This is a genomic window from Neorhizobium sp. P1_A6 (assembly GCF_056406795.1).
The window spans coordinates 117,785-141,383 of record NZ_JBFTZM010000013.1 but is presented as its reverse complement, the minus strand read 5'-3'; the positions used below and the strand labels follow the sequence as shown (position 1 = coordinate 141,383).

Here is a 23,599-nt window from a genome sequence, read left to right as displayed (position 1 = left end):
GGCTAAAACTCGATGCCGGCCTGGGCCTTCACGCCCGCCTTGAAGTGATGCTTGACCAGCGACATCTCGGTCACCATGTCGGCCGCCTCGATCAGCGCCGGCTTGGCGTTGCGGCCGGTGACGACCACATGCAGATCCGGCCGCCGGGCCTGTAACGCGGCGACGATTCCGTCTAGATCGAGATAGTCATAACGGAGCGCGATGTTGAGTTCGTCGAGGATGACGAGCCCGATCGTCTCGTCCGCCATCAGCTCAAGTGCCTTTTCCCAGGCCTTTTCCGCTGCGGCGACATCGCGCTTCAGGTCCTGGGTCTCCCAGGTAAAACCTTCACCCATCGTGTGCCAGACGACGCGGTCGCCGAAGACGGCAAGCGCCGGCTGCTCCCCGGTCGACCAGGCGCCCTTGATGAACTGGACGACGCCGACCCGGCGGTTGTTGCCGAGCATGCGCAGCGCCAAGCCGAAGGCGGCGGTGGATTTGCCCTTGCCGGGCCCGGTATGGACGATGAGAAGGCCCTTTTCCTGGGTCTTCTCGGCCACTTCCGCATCCTGAACCGCCTTGCGGTTCGCCATCTTGGCGCGATGACGCTCGACGGACGCCTCGTCGATCTCCTTCACCGGGAGACGAGCTTCGCCGAAGATCCGGCAGAAGCTTCCTCGCCAGCGCGGAACTTTTCGCGGACGACACCGGCAAGCGCCCCGAGCACAGCCCAGAACACCAGGTTGGTGGCGTAGACGGCGTTGACGAAGCGGGCATAAAGATCCATCGGCACGGCCGTTTCATGGCTCGGCGGCAACGGCGCGCCAACCAGATGCGGCGCAATCAGAAGCACGATCGCAAGCGCCGCGAACACGGCCGAGCGGGTATAGGCGAGCAGGCCGAGGCCGATCGCCGTGCAGACAGCCGTCGAGACCCACCAGATCTGGCGCGGACCGAGTTCCGCAGCCGGCATGCCGGGCAGTTCCGGCGGCAGGCCGAGGCCGGGTGCAAGGATGACGGTGAGAAAGCCGGCAATGCCGAACATCAGGCCACCGCGCCAGCCCTTGAAGCCGCCGAACGCTTCCGAAGCAGCGATCAGGACGAGGGCAAAACCGATAGCCGACAGCATGTCCGCCGCAAGCGTGTAAATGAAACGTTCGAAGCCATCGGCGGGAGCCCAGGCCTCTTCGCCGTGGTGATGCTCGGCGGCGGATGCCGTGGCACCTGCGGCAGGTGCAGCGTCATGGCTGTGGCCGGCCTCGGGCGCAGCATTTTCAAACACCTCGGCCCGCAGGATCAGCGGCACGGTGGAGAAGCTCTGCATCACGGTCAGCAGCAGTCCGGACAAAAGCCCGGCGATCACCGCCGTGAAGACGATGTTGCGAAACAACGACATTTGGGAGAACTCCTCAGTGGCAGGGGAAGGCGAGCGAGTGGCGCGTGTCATGCGCGGCATTGTGGACGACTTCCAGATGCGAGAAGCCGACAAAGCCAACGATGAACAGGCCGAGCAGGGCCGTCATGCTGAGGGGAATGATCTTCGAGGCGGAAATGGTGACTGCAGTTGCAGTAGTTGCAGTAGAATTCGTAACCATGGTCTCGTCCTTTCGCCCTCCACCCGAGGGCCGTTCACGTTCTTTGTCGCCTCTGGCAGGTCTCCTGGCTCGCGGATCGGACGCCTTCTCCCGCCTTCCCAGAAGTCCGTTGGCCGGATTTCCCAGTGGCATGACGGCCGGACGGCCGTTTTGGTCGAAGACTTTCCGCTTACAGTTGCGGGGGCAGCCGCGGGTTGGACGGCAGAATTCCGTCGCACCGCATTCCCTCTAAAACCCTTTCGGGCACCATAGGCTCGGTCACTATAGACGAATTCGGCGTCACGGCAATCGCCTTTGCGACGCATTGACATGGGCCTGCGACCGGGCTTACTTGAAGAGAGATGGTCCCTTTCCGGCAACGGGGAGGGCTAAGAGAGAATGCGGTGCGATCCCTTTTCAGGATCAATGCCGCGGCTGCCCCCGCAACTGTAGGCGGCGAGCCATTGCCTAAAACGGCCATTTGGCCGTCAAGCCACTGGGAAATCCGGCCAACGGACTTCTGGGAAGGCAGGCAAATGGCGACGACCCGCGAGCCAGGAGACCTGCCGTCCGATTCATTTTGCTTCACCGGGCGGGGTGCTCCGGAGGAAGTTTCTCGATCACCGCAGAGGGATTTTCGACCTTCTGCTCCGCGCCCCGATTTTTCGACCCCGGCGGGAACGCGGCTGACCGATGAGTGACCACCGACCAGATGATCCGGCAACCGCCGGCTCGGCAGATGTGACGATTTTCGTCTGCACCAATTGCCGCGACGCATCCGACGGCGAAGTCCGGCCGGGCATCGCGCTGATCGCGGCGCTGCGTGAAGCAGCAAGCGGCAAACCGCTGGCGGTCAAGCCGGTCACCTGCCTTGCCAATTGCGAAAAAAGCCCGAGTGCCGCCTTCAACCACAAGAGCGGCTGGTCCTATGTCTTCGGCCATCTGTCGCTCGACAATGTCGAGGATATCGTCACCGGCGCGATGATGCTGGCCGAGGACGAGCGCGGTTTCCTTCCCCTTCGCGGCCGCCCGACCTGCCTGCGCGGCAAGGGCATGACGGCCCGTATTCCACCCTTTCATCACCATGAGGACATGCCATCATGAGCGTTTCGTTCGACCGCGTTCCCTGCACCGTCGTTACCGGGTTTCTGGGAGCCGGCAAGACCACGCTGATCCGCAACCTGATCGAAAACCTGAAGGGTAAGCGGCTGGCGATCATCGTCAACGAATTCGGCGATGTCGGCATCGACGGAGACGTCCTGAAGGGCTGCGGCATCGAAAGCTGCCCGGAAGACAACATCATCGAGCTTGCCAACGGCTGCATCTGCTGCACCGTGGCGGACGATTTCGTGCCGGCGATCGACCGTATCCTGGCCATCGAACCCCGCGTCGATCACATCCTCATCGAGACCTCCGGCCTTGCGTTGCCGAAGCCCCTCGTCCAGGCGTTCCAGTGGCCTGACGTCAAGGCACGGGTGACGGTCGATGCGGTGATAGCCGTGGTCGACGGACTGGCGCTCGCCGAAGGCCGCGTTGCCGACGATCACGAGGCGCTGGAAGCGCAGCGCGACGCGGACGGCTCGATCGACCATGACGATCCGGTCGAGGAAGTGTTCGAGGACCAGGTCGCCTGCGCCGACATGATCGTGCTCACCAAGAGCGACCTCCTGGATGCTGCCGGCCTCGCGACCGCCAGGGATCGCGTTTCCGCGCATCTGCCACGTGCCGTGAAAATCGTCTCGGCCGCCAATGGCGCCATAGATCCCGCCGTACTGATTGGCCTCGGCCTCGCCGTCGAAGACGATATCGAAAACCGCAAGACCCATCACGACGGCGAACTCGACCACGATCACGACGATTTCGACAGCTTTGTCGTCGATCTGGCCGCCGTCACCGATGCCGAACAGCTCGCCGCCCGCATTTCTGCAACGGCCGAAGCCGAAAACGTGCTGCGCATAAAAGGCTTCGTGGAAGTCGCGAACAAGCCGATGCGCCTGCAGGTTCAGGCGGTAGGATCGCGCGTGAACCACTATTTCGACCGTGCCTGGGCACCCGGCGAAGCGCGGACAAGCCGCCTCGTCGTGATCGGCGAAAAAGGCATCGACCGCGCCGCGATCGAAAGGATGCTGGCCGCATAAGAAGGCCCGAGGGAAGGATGCACATACTCGCCACCACATCGTCGTCGCTTGACGACCTCATCGAACCGGTCGACCTCAATCAGTCGCCGGCCGACGTGGTGGTGCTATCCTTTTCCGGCAGCGACCTGAACGGCGTTGCGGCCGTCTGGGGTCCGGATTTGACAAGCCTCCGCCTCACCAATCTCTCCGACCTTCGCCATCCTATGTCGGTCGATCTTTGGATCGAGAAGACGGCTACCCAGGCCAAGGTCATCCTCGTGCGCATTCTCGGCGGTTACGACCGCTGGGCTTATGGCGTGGAAGAACTTTCGCACATGGCGAAGCGGAAAAAGATCGCGCTGGCGCTGCTGCCCGGCGAATGCAGCATCCGCGACGAACGGCTGACCGTCGCCTCGACCGTTTCGGAAGACCGGATCGCCGGCATCCTGAGCTGTTTCCGCGAAGGCGGGCCGGCCAACATGCGGCTTCTGGCGAGGTTGCTGACGACGCTGGCCGAGGGCAAAACGGAATCGCTGCCGCAGGCGGCCCCGGTGCCGAAAGCCGGCTATTACGCGCCCGGAAAAGGCATTGTCGAGATCAACGACCTGCTGGCCCGCTTTGCGCCGGATGCGCCGCGCTTGCCGATCCTGTTCTACCGCTCCATGCTGCTTGCGAATGACGCGGCGCCGATCGACGCACTGTTCGAAGCGCTGAAAAAGCGCGGTTTTGCACCGGTGCCGATCTTCGTCGGCGGACTGAAGGAGCCGGATGCACTGGCCTTCGTCGAACAGGCGGTCTCGGACCTGAAATCTGCGGCCATCCTTTCCACCACCGCCTTTGCCAGCGGCACTGATGGCAACGGTGAGACGGTCTTCGACCGCACCGGCGTGCCGGTCTTCCAGGTCGTCGTCGCCACGACCCGCCGCGATGGCTGGACGGAGAGCCGGCGCGGCCTCAACCCCGCCGACCTCGCAATGCACGTCGTCCTGCCGGAACTCGATGGACGCATTCTTGCCGGCGCGATCTCCTTCAAGGCAGGCGAAAGCTCCGCCAATCTCGTCAACCAGCCGGAACCGGACCGGGTCGAACAGGTCGTCGACCGTATTGCTGCCTTCCTGCGGATGAAGGCGGCACCGCGTGCCGAGCGGAAGATCGTTATCTTGATGCCGGACTATCCGAGCGCGCCCGGACGCACCGGTTATGCAGTCGGCCTGGACGTGCCACAGAGCGTGCTCGGGATGCTGCATGAATTATCGGTAGCCGGCTATGATGTTTCGGATATCCCTGAGACTCCGCGTGATCTTCTCGATCGCCTGGGTGCCCAGTCCGCCGGCCACCCACGCGCCGCCTACGATCCCCTGCCCGTTGCAGAGGCGGCGTGGGGCGGGCCCGAAGCCGATGAAGACCTGGAGGGCGGCGCTTTCCGTTTCCGCGCCGCGACCTTCGGCAACATCACCGTCGCGCTCGCGCCCGACCGCGGCCGCAACGCCGATCGCCGCGCCGACTATCACAGCCCCGACCTGCCTCCCCGCCACGCTCTGATCGCCTTCGGCCAATGGATGCGCGAGACGCTTGGCGCCCATGCGATCGTCCATGTCGGTGCGCACGGGACGCTCGAATGGCTGCCGGGCAAGACCGTGGCGCTGTCGAAGGATTGTTTTCCCGAAATCGTCACCGGCGGCCTGCCGGTCATCTACCCCTTCATCGTCTCTAATCCGGGCGAGGCAGCGGTCGCGAAACGGCGGATCGCCGCCGTCACGATCGGCCACCTGCCGCCGGTCCTGGCCGGCGCGGGCCTTTCGGACGAACAGAAGAAACTGGAACTGCTGGTCGACGAATATGCCCAGGCCGACGGGCTCGACCGCCGCCGCCGCGACCGGCTGGCCAAGCTGATCGTCGAGACCGCCCGCGACACCGGACTGGCCGGCGAGGCCGGCGTCTCGAACAGTGACGATCCCGATACGGCGCTCACCCGCATCGACGCCTTTCTCTGCGATCTCAAGGACTTTTCGATCAAGGACGGCCAGCACGTCTTCGGGCAGGCGGCACCCGGCGATGACGATCCGCTGCGCATTCAAAGCGCCGAGACCGAACGACAGGCCTTGCTCGACGCACTGGACGGCAAGCACATCCGCCCAGGCCCATCCGGTGCCCCGGCCCGCGGCCGCCGCGACGTCATGCCGACCGGCCGCAATCTCTTCGCCAGCGACCCACGCACGCTGCCGACGCCGACCGCCTTCGAACTCGGCAAGCGTGCGGCCGACGAAATCCTGCGGCGTTATCTCCAGGATCACGGCGACTGGCCGAAAAGCCTCGTCTTCGATCTCTGGGGCAGCGCGTCCCTGCGCAGTGGCGGCGAGGAAGTTGCCCAGGTCCTGGCACTGATGGGGGCGAGACCCGTGCAGGATACGGCGACAGGCCGCGTCACCGGCATCGAAGTCCTGCCGCCGGCAGCGCTCGGCCGCCCGCGCATCGACGTGACGCTGAGGATTTCCGGCCTGTTCCGCGACATGTTTCCGGCTCTCATCGCCTTGCTCGACGCCGCGATGCGCGCCATTGCCAGCCGCGAGGAAGCACCGGGCGACAATCCCCTGGCCGAAGAGACACAAGCGCTCGGGCACGTCCCCTCACGCATCTTCGGTTCGGCACCGGGCACCTATGGCTCCGGCATCGAGGAAAAGCTCGCCGACGGCACTTGGGGCGAACGCGAGGAGCTGGGCCGCATCTATCTCGATGCCACTAGCCATTCCTTTGGCGGTTCCGAAGGCGACGCCAGCCACGTGCCCGGCCAGTTCGCGAACCGCATCGGCACCGCCGATCTGCTGGTCCATACAGGAGACGATCCCGGCCGCGACCTGCTGGACGGGTCGGCCGATGTCGCCTTCATCGGCGGCTTTGCGGCGGCCGTTGCAGCACTCGGCGGCAAGGCGGATGTGATCGCGCTCGACACGACCGACCCGCAAAAACCCCGCGCCCGCTCGATTTCCGAAGCGGTAACCCGCGTGGTGCGTGCCCGCGCCGTCAATCCGCGCTTCATCGCCGGCCAGATGCGCCACGGCCCGCGCGGCGCAGCGGAACTGGTGGAGACGGTCGACCGTCTGATTGGTTTTGCCGAGACTACCCACGCCATTCCGCAATCGCTGATCGAAGCGACCTACGACGCCTATCTCGGCGACGAAAAGGTCCGCGACTTCCTGTTGAGCCAGAACGCCGAAGGAGCCCGCTTCATGGCCGCGCGGTTCCGCTCGGCGCTTCGCCGTGGCCTCTGGCATCCCCGCCGCAACGCGGTCGACGCCGAGCTCGAAATGCTCACTCGGGAGAAGGTCGCATGACGGCACTCTCCCTCGATCGAAACACGCTGGATATGCGCCGTGGCGCCTGCCCCGCCCTGTCCGCCCCGATGCAGACCGGCGACGGGCTCCTCGCCCGCGTCGCGTTGACTGACGCGATCACCCCGGCACAGCTGGCGGAACTCTGCCGGCTGGCCCGGCGCCATGGCAACGGCGTTCTCGATATTTCCGCCCGCGGCAACCTGCAGGTCCGGGGACTGAGCGAGGCCTCGGCTCCCGTTCTCGATGCCGATGTCCGCGCGCTGGACCTGCCGCTTCGCGAGGGACTTGCTGTCGAAACTCCGCCGCTCGCGGGGATGGACGACACCGAGATCGCCGATCCGCGCGCCATAGCCGAGGCGATCCGCCAAGGCGCCCGCGACATCCCCGGCCTTGCTCCAAAGATGTCGGTGGTGGTTGACGGTGGCGGACAGCTCAGGCTTTCCGACCTCCTGGCCGATATCCGGCTGACCCCCGTTTCCAGCAGAGAAGGCCTGCGCTGGACCCTGCTTTTGGGCGGCACCGAAACAACCGGTCGCGTTTTCAATGTTTTACGCGAAACAGAGGCCGTCTCTGACACTCTGGCGCTGCTTCGAAAGCTCGGCGAAAAGGGACCTGAGGCGAGGGGACGCGATCTCGCCGCCGGCTTGCCCACGAACGATGTGCCCGGCCGGCCGGCCTCGCCTTTCGGCACCTTCCGCCTCTCCGGCGACCTTTTCGCGGCAGGCATCGGCCCGGCCTTTGGTCAGGCAAACGCCGAGGACCTGATCGCTCTTTGCGACGAAGCCCAGCGGCTGGGAATACGAACCCTGAAGCCGGCTTTCGACCATTCGCTGTTGTTTTTTGGCGCTCAAACCGCCTGCGAAGCGCTCACCGCTTTTGCCGGCGGCAACGGCTTCGTCACCTCGCCGAGCGATCCGCGTTCGGCCATTGCCGCCTGCTCCGGAAGCCCCGCGTGCAATTCCGCGAGCGTCGCCACCCATGAACTCGGCGCCAAAGCGGCGGAAGAGTGCGGCGATCTGCTGGACGGCTCGTTCAAGCTGCACGTGACCGGCTGCCCCAAGGGCTGCGCCCATCCGCAGCCGTCAGCGCTTGCGCTCTGCGGGACGACCACGGGCCTTTCGCTGATCGCCCACGGAAAAGCGGCCGACGAGCCCTTTGCCTCGGTCACTTTTGCCGATACCAACAACTCCCTTCGCCGCATCGCCGATCTTGTCCGAGACGAAAGGCGCGCCGGCGAAAATTCCGCCGCCTGCCTCGCCCGTCTGGGACCGCGCCGGCTTGCTGCGGCCGTTACGTCAGGACGATCATGAACAGTTACGATTACATTCGCGAAGGCGACGCGATCTATGAAAAATCCTTCGCCATCATCCGCGAAGAAGCGGACCTCTCGCCCTTCTCGTCAGAGCAGGCCGATATCGCGGTGCGCATGATCCACGCCTGCGGGCTGGTCGAGGCGGCTCAGCATTTCCGGTTCTCGAAGGATTTCGTTGCCCAGGCGCGCGGCGCGCTTCACGCCGGCAAGCCGATCTATTGCGATGCCGAAATGGTGGCCCACGGCATTACCCGCGCCCGCCTGCCGGCCCATAACCAGGTGATCTGCACGCTGCGCGACGGCCGCACGATCGAGCTGGCAAAGACCATCGGCAACACGCGCTCGGCTGCTGCGCTGGATCTCTGGGACGATCTCGAAGGCGCAGTCGTTGCGATCGGCAATGCGCCGACCGCGCTCTTCCGCCTGCTCGAAATGCTCGACGCCGGCGCGCCGCGCCCGGCTGCCATCATCGGCATGCCGGTCGGTTTCGTCGGTGCGGCGGAATCCAAGGAAGCGCTGATGGAAGCGACGCTCGGTATTCCCTATGCGATCGTGCGCGGCCGCATGGGCGGCTCGGCGATGACGGCTGCCTGCGTCAACGCGCTGGCGAGGGCTGGACTGTGAACGCCGTACTCCTCAAGGGCAGGCTCACCGGCGTCGGCACCGGACCCGGCGACCCCGAACTCCTGACGCTGAAGGCGGTACGCGCCATCCACGAAGCGGACGTGATCGCCTTCTTCTGCAAGAAGGGTTCGAGCGGCAACGGCCGCGCCATCGTCGAGGCACATATCCGGCCGGGTACGCTCGAATTGCCGCTGGCCTATCCGGTCACGGTCGAGACCCACAAGGACGAGGCCGATTATCGCGGCCCGATCGCCGATTTCTTCGATCGCTCCGCGGACGACATCGCCGCGCATCTCGATGCGGGCAGGCACGTCGCCGTGCTGAGCGAAGGGGACCCGCTGTTCTACGGATCCTACATGCACCTGCATGTGCGGCTGGCCAGCCGCTACCACGCGGAAGTCATCGCCGGCGTCACCGCCATGTCCGGCTGCTGGTCGATGACCGGCATGCCGCTCGTCCAGGGCGACGATATTCTAAGCGTGCTGCCGGGAACCCTGTCCGAAGAGAAGCTTGCGGAGCGGCTTGAAAACACCGACGGCGCAGTGATCATGAAGGTTGGCCGCAACCTGCCGAAAATCCGCCGGGCACTGGCCTCCGTCGGCAAACTGTCCGGAGCGCTCTATGTCGAGCGCGGCACGATGGCGAACGGCGCAGCACAACGTCTGGAAGAGCGCGACGAGAGCCCTGCCCCGTACTTCTCGATCGTCCTCGTGCCCGGCTGGAAGACACGGCCATGACGACGGGTTCTTTGACCGTCGTCGGCCTCGGCCCCGGCAATCCCGACCAGATGACGCCGGAGGCGGCGGCCGCTGTGACGTCTGCGGAGGATTTTTTCGGCTATTTTCCGTATATCGACCGTTTGAACCTCCGCCCCGACCAGCGCCGTCACGCATCCGATAACCGGGAGGAACTGGCGCGCGCCCGCGCCGCGCTCGAAATGGCGGCGGGCGGAGGCAAGGTCTGTGTCGTCTCGGGCGGCGACCCCGGCGTGTTCGCCATGGCCGCCGCAGTCTGCGAGGCGATCGACGAAGGTCCGGCCCTGTGGCGCGAGATCGATTTTTCGGTCGTTCCCGGCATTACCGCCATGCTGGCCGTCGCGGCCAAAGCCGGTGCGCCGCTTGGCCATGATTTCTGCGCCATCTCGCTTTCGAACAATCTGAAGCCCTGGGATGTGATCGAGAAACGCCTGGTCGCCGCGGCGACAGCCGGGTTCGTGATGGCTTTCTACAACCCGATCAGCAAGGCGCGCCCGCATCAGCTCGGCGAAGCCTTCGATATTCTGCGCGCCCATCTGCCCGGCACCGTGCCCGTGATCTTCGGCAGAGCAGCCGGCCGGCCGGATGAAGTCATCCGGATCGTGTCGCTTGCTGAGGCGGCAGGCGACATGGCCGACATGGCGACATGCGTGATCGTCGGCACCGCGGAAACGCGGGTGATCGAGCGGGAGAACCAGCGCCCGATCGTCTATTCCCCGCGTTATTTCAGGGGCACCGGCGCATGATCGAGCCAGGTGAGCATCTCCTCCACGGTCTCGACGGACGGCACGTCCGGCAGGTCCGGACGGCGGATCAGGACGACATCGATACCAAGTTTGCGCGCAGCGGCGATCTTGCCGTAGCTCGCCGGCCCGCCGCTGTTCTTGGCAACGATCACCTCGATGCCGTGATCTTGGAGAAGCTGGGCCTCGTCCGCCTGTTCGAAGGGGCCGCGCGCGGTCAGATAGACGGCGTTCGGGACGGAAAGCGGCGGCTCGACCGGATCGACGCTGCGGACCAGGTAGTGGTGTTGGGGCGCGGCCTCGAAGGGCAGAAGCTCCTGCCGGCCGAGCGTCAGGAAGGCTTTTCGCGGGGCCGCTCCCAGGGCAGTGACCGCATCGGCGACGCTCTCGACTTCAATCCAGCGGTCGCCGGGCTGTCTCTGCCAGGCCGACCGTCGCAGGGCGACAAGCGGAACGCCGGAAATCTCGGCGGCTTTGGCCGCATTGCGGGAAATCTGAGCTGCATAGGGATGCGTCGCATCGATCAGGATCGAGATGCCTTTTTGCCGGAGATAGGCGGCAAGCCCTTCGGCACCGCCAAAACCGCCGACACGCACCGGCACGGGCTGCGCGGCCGGCGCGCGCGTGCGGCCGGCGAGCGACAGCTCCACGGCAAACCGCGGATCGCCGGCGAGTTTTCCGGCCAGCGCGCGGGCTTCCGCCGTGCCGCCGAGAATGAGAATGGAGCGTTGCAAGATGCCTCCTGAATCAGTTCGGAAACCTTTAAACCAAAGCCGCTGGCTGTCCATCGTCGGCATCGGCGAAGATGGCGTGCCGGGCCTCGGCGACAATGCGCGCGCGGCAATTGCTTCGGCCACCGTGGTCTTCGGCGGCACGCGGCATCTGGAACTGGCAGCCTCTCTGATCACCGGCGAAGCCCGACCGTGGCCGACACCGTTTGATGCAACAATGCGCGACGTCGTGGCGCTGCGTGGCCAAAAGGTCTGCGTGCTGGCCTCCGGAGACCCCTTCTTCTTCGGCGTCGGCGCAACGCTGTCTCGCCATGTCGCGCCTGAAGAATATACCGCCTATCCCGCCCCCTCGGCCTTTTCGCTGGCCGCCTCAAGGCTTGGCTGGCCGCTGCAGGACATCGAAGCCGTATCATTGCATGGCCGTCCGCTCGATTACATCCGACCGCTGCTGCATCCTGGCCGGCGGATCATCGCGCTGACATCCGATGAGAACGGGCCGGCGGCGCTGGCGGAGCTTTTGTCTCGCACCGGTTTCGGGCCTTCTCGGATAACTGTTCTGGAATCTTTGGGCGGGGCGGCGGAACGCATTCGTTCGCAGCAGGCAGATGAGTTTGCGCTAACGGATGTCGATGTGCTGAATGTCGTCGCTATCGTCGTAAAGGCCGAAGCTGGGGCCTTTGTCCTTCCGCGCGCTTTCGGACTGGACGATACGCTGTTCGAACATGACGGGCAGATCACCAAGCGTGAAATCCGGGCGCTGACGCTCTCGGCACTGGCTCCGCACCGCGGCGAACTGTTGTGGGATATCGGCGCCGGCTCGGGCTCGATCGGAATCGAGTGGATGCTCGCCGATCCATCCCTGAAGGCCATTGCAATCGAAGCCAATCCGGATCGGGCAGCACGGATCGCGCGGAATGCCTCGGCATTCGGTGTGCCCGGACTGCGCATCGTCGAAGGTGAGGCGCCGGGAGCTCTGGCCGGCCTGCCGCAGCCGGATGCGATCTTCATCGGCGGCGGCGGCAGCGAACCCGGCGTTTTCGATAGGACCCTGGAGGCGTTGAAGCCCGGCGGGCGGCTGGTCGCCAATGCCGTGACGCTGGAAATGGAAGCGGTCCTCCTGACAGCGCATGCGAAACTCGGCGGCGAACTGATCCGCATGGAGGTTTCCCGCGCAGCGCCGATCGGCGGCATGTCGGGCTGGAAGCCGGCCATGCCGGTCACCCAATGGAGCTGGACGAAACCCGGAGTGAAACCATGATTGCCGCCGGTCTCGGCTGTCGCAAGGGGACGTCCGCGGAAGCGCTGCTTTCGGCGCTAACTGCTGCCTGCGCCGCGGCGAATATTTCACGTGAATCCGTCTCCGTTCTGGCGACCGGCGAGATCAAGCGGCATGAGCCGGGGATGGTCGCGCTTGCGCAGCGGCTGCGCCTGCCCCTGCAGATTGTCGACGAGGCGGCGCTGAAGCAGGTGGAAGCGCGCACCAGAACAGTTTCGAAACACAGTCTTGCGCAAACGGCCACGCCAAGCCTTTCCGAAGCCGCGGCACTGGCCGCCGCTGGCGAGGCTTCCGAACTGATTGTCGCGCGGCTGATTGCCGATGGCGCCACCTGCGCGCTGGCACGCTCGAAGGACCATTCATGACCGTGCATTTCATCGGCGCCGGACCGGGCGCCGCCGACCTCATCACCGTGCGCGGTCGCGATATTCTCGCCCGTTCGCCGGTCTGCCTTTATGCCGGCTCGATCATGCCGAAGGAACTGCTCGACTATTGCCCGAAGGATGCGCGGATCGTCGATACCGGGTCGCTGTCGCTGGACGATATCGAGGCGGAATACGTGGCGGCCCACAAAGCCGGCCGGGATGTCGCGCGGCTGCATTCCGGCGATCTTTCCGTCTGGAGCGCGGTTGCCGAACAGATCCGCCGGCTGGAGAAGCACGGCATCGACTATACCCTCACTCCCGGCGTGCCCTCCTTTGCCGCCGCCGCGGCGGCTCTGAGGCGGGAGCTGACCATCCCGGAAGTGGCGCAGAGCCTGATTCTCACCCGCGTTTCCGGCCGGGCGTCGAAAATGCCGGAAGGCGAGACGCTGGCGGCCTTTGGTGCGACCGGCGCGACGCTGGCGATCCACCTCGCCATCCATGCGCTCGACCGTATCGTGGCCGAACTGACGCCGTTTTATGGCGTAGACTGCCCTGTCGCAATCGTGGTTCGCGCCTCCTGGCCGGAAGAACGGATCATCCGCGGCACGCTTGCCGATATCGAAGCGAAGCTGGCGGCGGAGCCAGCTGAACGGACTGCGCTGATTTTCGTTGGCAAGGGCCTGGGCGCTGCCGATTTCGTCGAGAGCCAGCTTTACAATGCCGATTACGTGCGCCGCTTCCGTCCCGGCTGGCCTCAGGCCGGCGACAAGGATCCCGAATGATCGGACGGCGTAAACGCAGTCCGGCCGACCAGCCGGCCCTCGCGATCGTAGACCAGGATTTCCAGCGCGATCTCGGGCTGTTTGAGCGCCTTGGCGGCGGTCTTCCAGGCGAGCGCGGCAATCCGGTCGCCCAGCGCCAGGCCGTTTTCGCCAGCGAGCGCGAACGCCTGGGATACGGTATTGGCGGCCGCTATCTGCGCCGCAAGCTCATCGCTCGCCCCGGCTTCACCGGCGAGTTTCGCCAGAGCTTCGAGATCGGCCAGTCCGCGCTTGGAATGCACGTCGAGCATGCCCTGCGCCAGCTTGGTCATCTTGGCGACACCGCCGGCGATCGTCACCTTCTGCACCGGATGGTCGCGCAGATATTTCAGCATGCCGCCGACGAAATCGCCCATGTCGATCAGCGCGATCTCGTGCAATCCATGATGCGCCTGCACCGCCTTTTCGGACGTGTTGCCGGTGGCGCCTGCCACATGATCGAGCCCGGCGGCGCGCGCCACGTCGATGCCGCGCCAGATCGAATGGATCCAGGCCGAGCAGGAAAAGGGAATGACGATTCCGGTCGTGCCGAGGATCGATATGCCGCCCAGGATTCCGAGCCGGCCGTTGAGCGTCTTCTCGGCGATCTTCTCGCCATCGGCGACGGAAATCTCGACTTCGAAATCGGCCTCTTCGCCGGCGACCTCGGCGATCGCCTGGGCGATCATCTTGCGCGGCACCGGATTGATGGCGGGTTCACCGACGGGCAGGGGCAGGCCGGCGCGGGTGACGGTGCCGACGCCTTCGCCGGCCTTGAAGGTGATGCCGCTGCCGGCCGGGCCGCGCCGCACGGTGCTCTTGATCAGCGCGCCATGCGTGACGTCCGGGTCATCGCCGGCATCCTTGACGATCCCGGCTCTTGCAAATCCCTCGCCGGTTTCTTCGACGGCGAGGGAGAAGGACGGCGTCTGCCCGCCCGGCAAAGTCACCTCGACCAGGTCGGGAAATTTTCCGGAAAGGAGGGCAAGACAAGCCGCCTTGCTTGCCGCCGCCGCACAGGTTCCCGTGGTCCAGCCACGACGAAGGTTCTTGCCATCCACTTCCATGGCCGTTTCTATAGCCCGACCGGGGCCGAGCGTCACCGGTCAAAGGTCCGCATATGAATGAAAGCATCGAAACTATCGTCGCAGCACCCGTCTTCGAGCCCGGCCATGTCTGGCTCGCCGGCGCCGGCCCCGGCCACCCGCGTTACCTGACGCTGGAAGTCGCCGATGCGATCGGCAAGGCGGACGTGATCGTCCACGACGCGCTAGTCTCCGACGGCGTGCTGTCGCTCGCGACGACCGCCGAACTTGTCTTCGTCGGAAAACGCGGCGGCAAACCCTCCGTCGCCCAGGATGACATTACCGGCCTGCTGATCGAACTCGCCCGCAAGGGCCGGCGTGTTCTGCGGCTGAAGGGCGGCGATCCCTTCGTGTTCGGACGCGGCGGCGAGGAAGCGGAAGCGCTTGCCCGAGAAAACATTCCGTTCCGCATCCTGCCGGGCATGACCTCCGCGCTGGCGGCTCTCGCTTCCGCCAACATTCCCGCGACGATGCGGGGGATGAGCCGCGCGATCACGCTTGCGACCGGCCATGCGGCCGGCAGTCCCGGCGACCTGGACTGGAAGGCGCTGGCGAAAACCGGCGAGCCGATCGTCGTTTATATGGGCGTCAGCACGATCGGCACGATCGCCAGGCTGCTGATCGAAGGTGGGCTATCGCCGGAAACGCCGGTCGCGGTGCTGATGGCGGCGACGACGCCGGACGAACGCTCGCTGATTGCAACGCTTGCGACGGTCGAGGCCGAGGTCGTGCGGCAGAAATTCGCTGCGCCCGCCCTGATCGTCATCGGCCGGATCGTCTCCATGCAGGCCGTCTTGTCGGGGGGCAAGTCATGACGGCGCGCGCGCTCATCATCGGTGCGCCGCGCTCCGGCTCCGGCAAGACCAGCGTCACCATCGGCCTGCTGCGCGCCTTTGCCCGCCGCGGCGTCAAGGTGCGCGGCATCAAGACAGGCCCGGATTATATCGATCCGGGTTTTCACGAGGCCGCGACGCATCGGCCGGGCCTCAACCTCGACAGCTGGGCGATGGCGCCGGACCTGCTGCGGCACCTGGCGCGCGGACAGGCGGAGGATGCCGAGCTGCTTCTGATCGAAAGCGCCATGGGCCTTTTCGACGGCATCGTCAGCGAAGAGAACCGTTCGGGCGCTGCCTCCGATCTTGCCCGGCTGTTCCGCCTGCCCGTGCTGCTGGTGCTGGACGTCTCCGGCCAGTCCCAGACCGCCGGCGTAATCGCCTACGGCTTTGCTCATTATGATCCGACCGTGAAAATCGCCGCCTGCGTGCTCAACCGGGCCGGCAGCGAACGGCACAAGAAGCTGTGCGGCGATGCCATCCAGGCGGCCGGGATTCCCGTGGTCGGCACCGTCCTGCGTGATCCCTCGCTGGTTCTGCCCGAGCGGCATCTCGGCCTGGTGCAGGCGAGCGAACACCCGGAAATGGACGCGCATATCGAGCGGCTGGCCGACGCCATGGAAGCCTCGCTCGACCTCGATGCGATCTACGCCGCCGCAAAGCCCTTCAATATTCCCGGCGGTTCGACGGAAAAATCACTGCGTCCGCCCGGCCAGCGGATCGCGCTGGCGCAGGATGCCGCCTTTACCTTCCTCTACCCGCATCTGATGCGCGAATGGCGCTCCGCCGGTGCAGAGGTTGTTCCCTTCTCGCCCCTGGCCGATGAAGCACCGGCTGCCGGCTGCGACGTCTGCTGGCTGCCGGGCGGATATCCCGAACTGCACGCCGGACGGCTTGCCGCTGCCGAGAATTTCAAGACCGGCCTAATGCGATTTGCAGAAACAAAACCCGTTCACGGCGAGTGCGGCGGCTACATGGTGCTCGGAGAAACGCTGGAGGATGCCGACGGCGTGACGCACGCCATGACCGGTCTCCTGTCCCACCGCACCAGTTTCGCCAAACGCCGGATGAACCTCGGTTACCGGCAGGCGGAGATCGCCGAGAACAGCCCGCTCGGCGGCAAGGGCGATAAGATCCGCGGCCATGAGTTCCACTATGCCAGCGTTGTTTCGCCGGGAACCGACCAGCCATTTGCTACGATCGCCGACGGTGGCGGCAAGCCGATCGGCCCGACAGGCGGCCGGCGGGGCTTCGTCAGCGGCGCCTTTTTCCACGCGATTGCCCGCGGCTAACCGGGAGGGGTTGAAAGCGCCACAACCGCCGTTCGGCGTCCGCCGCCCGCAAATAATCGAATAGGGCGCAAATCCGTCTTGCGCGTCCCTCGCCAGCTTCTAGTCTGGGTTACTCGGGGCTAGATGCCCTCAAACGATTGGTTTCGAACAGCAAGGTGTTCCGGTGACGGATTTCGAAAAGACCCGCTCGCTCTTCTATCTGCCGGAAGGCGTGATCTATCTCGACGGCAATTCGCTCGGACCGCTGCCGCTTGCCGCCAGGGAACGCGTCGCCCGGCTGATGGCCGATGAATGGGGYGAACTGCTGATCAAGGGCTGGAACAAGGCCGGCTGGATGGCAATGCCACGGCGGATCGGCGACCGGGTGGCCAAGCTGGTCGGGGCGGCGGAAGGCACGGTCGTCATGGGGGACACCCTGTCCATCAAGGTCTACCAGGCGCTCGCTTCGGCATTGGAACTGGTGCCTGAACGCGAGGTCGTATTGTCCGACAGCGGTAATTTTCCGTCCGACCTCTATATGGCACAGGGCCTGATCGGCTCGCTCGGCAAGGGTCTTGAGCTGAAGATCGTCGAGCCGGAAGGGGTCGAAGCCGCGATCGACGAAACCGTCGCCGTGGTCATGCTGACGGAGGTGGACTATCGCACCGGACGGCTGCACGACATGAAGGCGCTGACCGAAAAGGCGCATGCCGCCGGCGCGATCACCGTCTGGGATCTTGCCCACACGGCCGGCGCCCTGCCGGTCGATCTTTCCGGTGCGGACGCGGATTTCGCGGTCGGCTGTACCTACAAATATCTGAACGGCGGGCCCGGCGCGCCGGCCTTCATCTATGTCGCGCCGCGCCATGCGGACAAGGTGCGGCCGGCGCTGTCCGGCTGGCTGGGGCACGAACAGCCCTTCGCCTTCGATCTCGGTTATCGTCCGGGCGGCGGCATCGACCGCATGCGGGTCGGCACGCCGCCGATCATCGGGCTTGCGGCGCTCGACGCAGCGCTCGATGCCTGGGACGGCGTCGACATGGCGGACCTGCGGCGGCAGTCGATAAACCTCTGCGATCTGTTCGTCGCGGAAGTCGAGAAGCGCTGCCCGATGCTGAAGCTCGGCTCCCCCCGGGATGGGATGAAGCGCGGCAGCCAGATTTCCTTCCTGCACGAGGAAGGTTACGCGATCATGCAGGCCCTGATCGCGCGCGGCGTGATCGGCGATTTCCGCGCCCCGAACGCCATTCGTTTCGGCTTCACACCGCTCTATATCGGCGAGCGTGAGGTACTGGGCGCGGTGGATATTCTCGAAGACATTATGACCAATCGCCTCTGGGACACCACCGAATATAGACAGCGGGCGCTGGTGACCTGAGCGGATGACGGAAGAACGGCCCACATCCCCCCGAAAGCTCTCCAAGGTCGTGCCCTACCGGCTCGCGCGCAGCAACGCGGAAATGATGAAGCTCGTCAGCCTGCTTTGCGAAGCCAACGGTTTCAAGCTGAATATCTGGCGGGTCATGTCCGCGATCGGCACCTATCGATCGATCTCGCCGATGGAGATCGGCAAGCTTACGACGATCGACAAGGCGATGGTGTCGCGTGCCATCCGCGAGCTTGTCGATCGCGACCTGATCGACCGCCGCGCCGACGCACGTGATGCGCGATGGGCCCAGATCCAGCTGACGGCGGCAGGAACGGCCGTCTACGAAAAGATGGTGGCCGGCATCGATGCCCTCGAAAAACACATGTTCGGCGATCTGCCGCCCGAAAAGACCGCAGCCTTCATGGAGATGCTCGAACTGATCGAGCGTCGCGCCAAGTCGGCGCGTGAGATGGTGGAATTGAACGGCAAAGCCGGCTTGGCGCGGCTGCTGKGACATGATGCCGAGTGAGACTTCGGCACTCCCGCCGCGTCCAGGCCGGGCCTTCGTAAGCTTTACATAACCATTATCAGAATTGTTTACAAAGAAACAATCTCCCTGTAAACAAATGGCAGGGCGGGAGGAGATCGCCCGCTTTTGTCCTGGGAGGATCCTATGAAGAACCGGTTTTTTGCTGGGATGGCGCCCGTTGCCGCCCTGTCCATGTCCCTATTTGCAAGCTCCGCGCTGGCCGACATCACGATCGGCGTGACCATATCGTCGACCGGCCCGGGTGCGGCGCTCGGCATTCCGCTGAAGAACTCCGTCGAATTGTGGCCGACCGAAGTGGGTGGCGAAAAGCTGAAGGTCATTGTTCTCGATGACGCCGGCGACCCATCCATCGCCACCACCAATGCCCGCCGCTTCGTCAATGACGACAAGGTCGACGTGTTGGTCGGCTCGGCACTGACCCCCGCTTCGATCGCCGTCGCCGGCGTGGCGGCTGAAAGCAGCACGCCGCATCTCGGATGCTCGCCGGTTCCGCCGAACATTTCCAAGGGCAAGTGGACCTTCATCATGCCGCAGGATGCCGGCCTGATCGCCAAGAACCTGTTTGCCAAGATGAAGGCCGACGGGGTCAAGACGGTCGGTTATATCGGCTTCTCGGATAGCTATGGCGACCTGTGGATGGGCCAGTTCAAGGCGATCGGCGAACAATACGGTTTGAAGGTCATCGCCGACGAGCGTTACGCCCGTCCTGACACCTCCGTTTCCGGCCAGGTGCTGAAACTGGTCGCCGCACGTCCGGATGCCGTCTTCGTCGGCGCCTCCGGCACCGGCGCCGCACTGCCGCAGATCGGTCTCCGCGAACGCGGCTTTACCGGCAAGATCTACCAGACCCATGGCGCCGTAACCTTCGACTTCCTGCGCATCGCCGGCAAGGCTGCCGACAACACGATCTTCGCCTCCGGCCCGGCCATGGCGCCGGAAGCTCTGCCGGATACCGCGGAGACCAAGCCGGAAGGCATGGCCTACGTAACGGCCTACGAAAAGAAGTTCGGTCCCGGCACCCGCACCCAGTTCGGCCCACATATCAACGATGCCATGGCCATCCTGAAGAAAGCCATCCCGGTCGCGCTCAAGAAGGCAAAGCCCGGCACGCCGGAATTCCGCGCGGCTCTCCGTGACGCTATCGAAACCGGCGGTCCGTTCCCGGCAAGCCAGGGCGTCTTCAACTTCAAGGCCGACGATCACCTCGGCCTCGACGACCGCGCCGTCGTGCTGTTCACAGCCAAGAACGGCAAGTTCGAAATCACCAAGTAAAGAGCAACTGAACGAGGCCCGGCGTCCGCGCCGGGCCTTTTTGCAGCGTCTTTTCTGTTATCGGGGGAAATTCTTTGGACGCGATGATTGCGACCTTCCTGATCCAGGATGGTGTCACCAACGGCGCGATCTATGCGCTTCTCGGCCTGGCGCTGGTCCTGCTCTTTTCGGTCACGCGGGTGATCTTCATTCCTCAGGGCGAATTCGTCGCCTATGGCGCATTGACGCTGGCGCTTCTCGACGGCGGCAAGGTGCCCGCCACCACCTCGCTTCTCGTCTGTTTTGGAGCGATCGCCTTTCTGTTCGATCTCTGGAGCATGCGCCGCGGCACCGATGTCCGCACCTTTCTGCGCAGTCTCGCCCTTAACCTGGTGCTTCCGGGCGTGATTTACGGCATCACCATCGTGCTTGCACCGCTCGGCCTTCCCTCTGTCGCAAAAGCCCTGTTGACCATCCTGATCATCACGCCCATGGGCGCCTACATCTACCGCATTGCCTACCGGCCGCTCGCCGATGCTTCCGTGCTCGTCCTGCTGATCGCTTCGATCGGCGTGCATCTCGCCATGATGGGGCTTGGCCTCGTCTTCTTCGGCGCCGAGGGCCTGCGTGCCGAACCGCTCGCGAACGACAACTACACGATCGGCTCGTTGATGGTGAGCGCCCAGAGCCTCTGCATCTACGGTGCGACGATCGCGATCATCATCGGCCTCTACCTGTTCTTCGAGCGGACGCTGCTCGGCAAGGCTTTGCGCGCCACCGCCGTCAACCGGCTCGGCGCACGGCTGGTCGGCGTCCGCACCCATCTGACCGGCGTCACTGCCTTCACGCTGGCCGCCGCGATCGGCGCCGTTTCCGGCGTGCTGATCGGCCCGATCACCACGATCTATTACGACACCGGCTTCCTGATCGGGCTCAAGGGCTTCGTGGCGGCGATCATCGGCGGGCTTGCGAGCTTCCCGATCACCGCGATCGCGGCGATCGGTGTCGGGCTGGTCGAATCTTTCTCTTCCTTCTTCGCCAGCAGCTTCAAGGAGGTCATCGTCTTCGGGCTCATCATTCCCGTTCTGATCTGGCTGTCGCTGAGCGGCAGTTTCCACGAGGAGGAGTGAGCGATGAAGATCGAGCGTTTGCTTCCCGGCCTTGCCGGCATCGTTTTCCTGGCGGTCATCCCTCTCCTGCCGGTGCCGCCGTTCTGGCTGACGATCCTCAACAATATCGGCCTCGCCTCTCTGGTGACGATCGGCCTTGTGCTGCTGACCGGCGTCGGCGGCCTCACCTCGTTCGGCCAGGCCGCCTTCTGCGGTTTCGGCGCCTATACGACTGCCGTGTTGAGCACGAATTACGGTTTTTCGCCCTGGCTGACCCTGCCGCTGTCGCTGATCGTCGGGGCGTTGACCGCCCTGCCGCTCGGCCTCATCACCGTGCGCCTTTCCGGCCATTTCCTGCCGCTCGGCACGATCGCCTGGGGCCTGGCGCTCTATTATCTGTTCGGCAAGATCGACCTCCTCGGCCGCTACGACGGCATTTCCGGCATCCCGCCGGTCGAAGTCGCCGGCTATCGTTTCCTGAGCGACGGGTCGATCTATTACCTCATCTGGTTCTTCGTGATTGCTGTCGCGATCGGCGCGAAAAACCTGCTCGACTCGCGGATCGGCCGCGGCATCCGAGCACTGCGCGGCGGCGGCCAGGCGGCGGAAGCCTTCGGCGTCAATATCGTGCGCGCCAAGCTCACCGTTTTCGTATTTGCCGGCGTGGTCGCCGCCCTTTCCGGCTGGCTCTACGCCCACATGCAGCGCTCGGTGAACCCGACGCCGTTCGGGCTTAGCATGGGCATCGAATATCTGCTGATGGCCGTGGTCGGCGGTTCCGGTCACGTCTGGGGCGCAATTTTCGGCGCCAGCATCGTGCTGATCATGAAGGACGTGCTGCAGCGTTTCCTGCCGGACCTGATCGGCACCACCGCCAATCTGGAAATGGTCGTTTTCGGCATCCTGCTGGTGGTGATCCTGCAGCTCGCCCGTGACGGCCTCTGGCCATTCGTCTTGAAGCTCCTGCCGAAGCGGCCTGCGCGGTCTCTTCCGACTTCCGACGACAAGCTTGCCAAACGAACGCTCGCGCCGGCCGGCTCGTCGCTGATCAAGGTGGAAAAGGCGCGAAAAGCCTTTGGCGGCCTGGTGGCGGTCAACGATGTCAGTTTCGAAGTGCGCGCCGGCCAGGTCGTCGGCCTGATCGGGCCGAACGGCGCCGGCAAGAGCACGACCTTCAACCTCATCACCGGCCTTGCTTCGTTGACCAGCGGATCGGTTTTCTACGAGGGCCAGCCGATGACCGGCGATAGCCCGCGCGAAGTCGCCAAACACGGCATCGCCCGCACCTTCCAGCACGCGAAGATCCTGCCAGACATGTCGGTGCTGGAAAACGTCGCGCTCGGCGCGCATCTGCGCGGCTCGGCCGGCGTCTTCAGGAGTTTCCTGCGGCTCGAACGGAGGCAGGAGGCTACACTGCTTGCCGAAGCTGCCCTCCAGCTCGAACGCGTCGGGCTCGGCGCCTATCGCGACCGTCCGGCGGGCGATCTGGCGCTCGGCCAGATCCGCATCCTCGAAATTGCCCGCGCCCTGTCCGCCGACCCGGCCGTACTACTGCTCGACGAACCCGCGGCGGGCCTGCGTCACGGCGAAAAACAGGAACTCGCCAATCTCTTGAAGAAGCTGCGCGAGGAGGGCGTCAGTGTGCTGCTCGTCGAGCATGACATGGGCTTCGTCATGGGTCTGGTCGACCATCTCGTGGTGCTCGATTTCGGCACCCTGATCGCCGAAGGCAAGCCGGCCGACGTGCGCAAACATCCGGCGGTCGTCGCCGCCTATTTGGGAGGTGTCGTATGAGCGGAAACCTGCTTGAGCTCTCCGACATCCACGTCTCCTACGGCCGCGCCGAGGTGTTGCACGGCATATCGATGAGCATGAAGCCCGGCAGCATCGTCACCGTGATCGGTGCAAACGGCGCCGGCAAATCGACACTGCTCAACGCTATCATGGGCATCGTTCCCTCTTCCGGCACGATCATCTACGACGGCGCGCCCGTGCCGCGCTCCGTCGAAGGCCGCGTTGCCGGCGGCCTGTGCCTCGTGCCGGAAAAGCGCGAACTGTTCGCCACCATGTCGGTCGAGGACAATATAGAGCTCGGCGGATTCCTGCGCAGCGCCGCTGAGCGCGCCGAGACGCGCGAGGACGTCTATACGCGTTTCCCGCGCCTGGCCGAACGCCGCAAGCAGCTGGCCGGCACGCTTTCCGGCGGCGAGCGGCAGATGCTGGCGCTTGGCCGCGCCCTGATGAGCCGGCCGCGCCTGCTGCTGCTCGACGAACCGAGCCTGGGCCTCGCGCCGAGGATCGTCATCGACATCCTCAACATCGTCTCGGAACTGCGAAAGACCGGCGTCTCTATCCTGCTCGTCGAGCAGAATGCCCGCGCCGCGCTCGAAATCGCCGACGAGGGTTATCTGGTCGAATTGGGCGAAGTCCGCCTTTCCGGCCCGGCAAGCGAAATGGCGGTCAATCCGGCGCTGATGGAAAGCTACCTCGGCACCCATTCCTGATGAGGCAACTCGGCCTGAC

At 64.9% G+C, this 23,599-nt stretch carries 23 protein-coding genes and 2 riboswitches; of the genes, 18 read left to right on the top strand and 5 right to left on the bottom strand.

The genetic code is table 11. The features are described 5' to 3' along the window. Positions 1–2: 2 nt before the first annotated feature. Genes cobO through AC1D3C_RS23610 form a run of 3 tightly spaced genes read right to left on the bottom strand, consistent with a single transcriptional unit; the run spans position 3 to position 1,574 of the window. Positions 3–617 (bottom strand): cob(I)yrinic acid a,c-diamide adenosyltransferase, encoded by a 615-nt coding sequence (gene cobO, locus AC1D3C_RS23620; protein ID WP_477484572.1) that lies wholly within the window; start codon positions 615–617, stop codon positions 3–5. Continuing rightward, complete coding sequence (locus AC1D3C_RS23615; protein ID WP_477484571.1) at positions 614–1,375, bottom strand: CbtA family protein; 762 nt, start codon at positions 1,373–1,375, stop codon at positions 614–616. The genes cobO and AC1D3C_RS23615 overlap by 4 nt, the downstream gene beginning before the upstream one ends. Positions 1,376–1,388: 13 nt before the next feature. Further along, positions 1,389–1,574, bottom strand: a complete 186-nt coding sequence (locus tag AC1D3C_RS23610; protein WP_477484570.1) for a CbtB domain-containing protein — start codon at positions 1,572–1,574, stop codon at positions 1,389–1,391. A gap of 37 nt (positions 1,575–1,611) precedes the next feature. Continuing rightward, positions 1,612–1,840, bottom strand: a riboswitch (cobalamin riboswitch). 59 nt (positions 1,841–1,899) lie between these two features. Next, positions 1,900–2,138: riboswitch (cobalamin riboswitch) on the top strand. A gap of 108 nt (positions 2,139–2,246) precedes the next feature. On the opposite strand from AC1D3C_RS23610, the gene AC1D3C_RS23605 reads away from it, so the two are divergent. The 7 genes from AC1D3C_RS23605 to AC1D3C_RS23575 are packed head-to-tail and all read left to right on the top strand — an operon-like array spanning position 2,247 to position 10,439. Beyond that, on the top strand, positions 2,247–2,657 hold the full coding sequence (locus AC1D3C_RS23605; RefSeq protein ID WP_477484569.1) for a DUF1636 family protein: 411 nt from the start codon (positions 2,247–2,249) through the stop codon (positions 2,655–2,657). Continuing rightward, positions 2,654–3,691, top strand: a complete 1,038-nt coding sequence (gene cobW / locus AC1D3C_RS23600; RefSeq protein ID WP_477484568.1) for a cobalamin biosynthesis protein CobW — start codon at positions 2,654–2,656, stop codon at positions 3,689–3,691. Before AC1D3C_RS23605 ends, cobW begins: the two co-directional genes overlap by 4 nt. 17 nt (positions 3,692–3,708) lie before the next feature. After that, positions 3,709–7,002 carry a cobaltochelatase subunit CobN gene (gene cobN / locus AC1D3C_RS23595; RefSeq protein ID WP_477484567.1) on the top strand — a complete coding sequence of 1,098 codons (3,294 nt, stop codon included), beginning with the start codon at positions 3,709–3,711 and terminating at the stop codon, positions 7,000–7,002. After that, the gene (cobG, locus tag AC1D3C_RS23590) at positions 6,999–8,312 is read left to right on the top strand and encodes a precorrin-3B synthase (RefSeq protein WP_477484566.1); all 1,314 of its coding nucleotides are present in this window, start codon (positions 6,999–7,001) and stop codon (positions 8,310–8,312) included. Before cobN ends, cobG begins: the two co-directional genes overlap by 4 nt. Next, the gene (locus AC1D3C_RS23585; protein ID WP_477484565.1) at positions 8,309–8,938 is read left to right on the top strand and encodes a precorrin-8X methylmutase; all 630 of its coding nucleotides are present in this window, start codon (positions 8,309–8,311) and stop codon (positions 8,936–8,938) included. The genes cobG and AC1D3C_RS23585 overlap by 4 nt, the downstream gene beginning before the upstream one ends. Continuing rightward, a complete protein-coding gene (locus tag AC1D3C_RS23580) occupies positions 8,935–9,675 on the top strand; it encodes a precorrin-2 C(20)-methyltransferase (protein ID WP_477484564.1) in 741 nt (246 codons plus the stop codon). Before AC1D3C_RS23585 ends, AC1D3C_RS23580 begins: the two co-directional genes overlap by 4 nt. Then, positions 9,672–10,439, top strand: coding sequence for a precorrin-3B C(17)-methyltransferase (locus tag AC1D3C_RS23575; protein ID WP_477484563.1), 768 nt, complete (start codon positions 9,672–9,674; stop codon positions 10,437–10,439). Before AC1D3C_RS23580 ends, AC1D3C_RS23575 begins: the two co-directional genes overlap by 4 nt. On the opposite strand, the gene AC1D3C_RS23570 is transcribed toward AC1D3C_RS23575, so the two are convergent. Next, positions 10,415–11,170, bottom strand: coding sequence for a cobalt-precorrin-6A reductase (locus AC1D3C_RS23570; protein WP_477484562.1), 756 nt, complete (start codon positions 11,168–11,170; stop codon positions 10,415–10,417). The genes AC1D3C_RS23575 and AC1D3C_RS23570 overlap by 25 nt on opposite strands. 1 nt (position 11,171) lies before the next feature. Between AC1D3C_RS23570 and cbiE the strand changes: the two genes are divergently transcribed. Genes cbiE through cobM form a run of 3 tightly spaced genes read left to right on the top strand, consistent with a single transcriptional unit; the run spans position 11,172 to position 13,590 of the window. After that, positions 11,172–12,425, top strand: coding sequence for a precorrin-6y C5,15-methyltransferase (decarboxylating) subunit CbiE (gene cbiE, locus AC1D3C_RS23565; RefSeq protein ID WP_477484561.1), 1,254 nt, complete (start codon positions 11,172–11,174; stop codon positions 12,423–12,425). Further along, a complete protein-coding gene (locus tag AC1D3C_RS23560; RefSeq protein ID WP_038547158.1) occupies positions 12,422–12,808 on the top strand; it encodes a cobalamin biosynthesis protein in 387 nt (128 codons plus the stop codon). The genes cbiE and AC1D3C_RS23560 overlap by 4 nt, the downstream gene beginning before the upstream one ends. Further along, positions 12,805–13,590, top strand: coding sequence for a precorrin-4 C(11)-methyltransferase (cobM, locus tag AC1D3C_RS23555; protein ID WP_477484560.1), 786 nt, complete (start codon positions 12,805–12,807; stop codon positions 13,588–13,590). The genes AC1D3C_RS23560 and cobM overlap by 4 nt, the downstream gene beginning before the upstream one ends. On the opposite strand, the gene AC1D3C_RS23550 is transcribed toward cobM, so the two are convergent. Further along, positions 13,563–14,675 carry a cobalt-precorrin-5B (C(1))-methyltransferase gene (locus AC1D3C_RS23550; RefSeq protein ID WP_477484559.1) on the bottom strand — a complete coding sequence of 371 codons (1,113 nt, stop codon included), beginning with the start codon at positions 14,673–14,675 and terminating at the stop codon, positions 13,563–13,565. The two genes, cobM and AC1D3C_RS23550, sit on opposite strands and share 28 nt — an antisense overlap. 53 nt (positions 14,676–14,728) lie before the next feature. On the opposite strand from AC1D3C_RS23550, the gene cobA reads away from it, so the two are divergent. The 8 genes from cobA (at position 14,729) to AC1D3C_RS23510 (ending at position 23,580) form a co-directional block, all read left to right on the top strand. Continuing rightward, positions 14,729–15,508: a uroporphyrinogen-III C-methyltransferase gene (gene cobA / locus AC1D3C_RS23545; protein ID WP_477484558.1), complete on the top strand. Its 780-nt coding sequence runs from the start codon at positions 14,729–14,731 to the stop codon at positions 15,506–15,508. Then, entirely contained in the window at positions 15,505–16,818 is a 1,314-nt protein-coding gene (locus AC1D3C_RS23540) for a cobyrinate a,c-diamide synthase (RefSeq protein ID WP_477484557.1), read from the top strand. The genes cobA and AC1D3C_RS23540 overlap by 4 nt, the downstream gene beginning before the upstream one ends. Before the next feature lie 163 nt (positions 16,819–16,981). Beyond that, entirely contained in the window at positions 16,982–18,175 is a 1,194-nt protein-coding gene (gene kynU, locus AC1D3C_RS23535; protein WP_477484556.1) for a kynureninase, read from the top strand. Between the two features lie 4 nt (positions 18,176–18,179). Beyond that, on the top strand, positions 18,180–18,695 hold the full coding sequence (locus tag AC1D3C_RS23530) for a MarR family winged helix-turn-helix transcriptional regulator (RefSeq protein WP_477484555.1): 516 nt from the start codon (positions 18,180–18,182) through the stop codon (positions 18,693–18,695). A 144-nt stretch (positions 18,696–18,839) separates the two neighbouring features. Beyond that, positions 18,840–19,988: an ABC transporter substrate-binding protein gene (locus AC1D3C_RS23525; RefSeq protein WP_038547176.1), complete on the top strand. Its 1,149-nt coding sequence runs from the start codon at positions 18,840–18,842 to the stop codon at positions 19,986–19,988. A gap of 74 nt (positions 19,989–20,062) precedes the next feature. Continuing rightward, positions 20,063–21,097 carry a branched-chain amino acid ABC transporter permease gene (locus tag AC1D3C_RS23520; RefSeq protein WP_405029402.1) on the top strand — a complete coding sequence of 345 codons (1,035 nt, stop codon included), beginning with the start codon at positions 20,063–20,065 and terminating at the stop codon, positions 21,095–21,097. Between the two features lie 3 nt (positions 21,098–21,100). Further along, positions 21,101–22,870 carry a branched-chain amino acid ABC transporter ATP-binding protein/permease gene (locus tag AC1D3C_RS23515; RefSeq protein WP_477484554.1) on the top strand — a complete coding sequence of 590 codons (1,770 nt, stop codon included), beginning with the start codon at positions 21,101–21,103 and terminating at the stop codon, positions 22,868–22,870. Continuing rightward, complete coding sequence (locus tag AC1D3C_RS23510) at positions 22,867–23,580, top strand: ABC transporter ATP-binding protein (RefSeq protein WP_477484553.1); 714 nt, start codon at positions 22,867–22,869, stop codon at positions 23,578–23,580. Before AC1D3C_RS23515 ends, AC1D3C_RS23510 begins: the two co-directional genes overlap by 4 nt. The last annotated feature ends 19 nt before the right edge of the window (positions 23,581–23,599 follow it).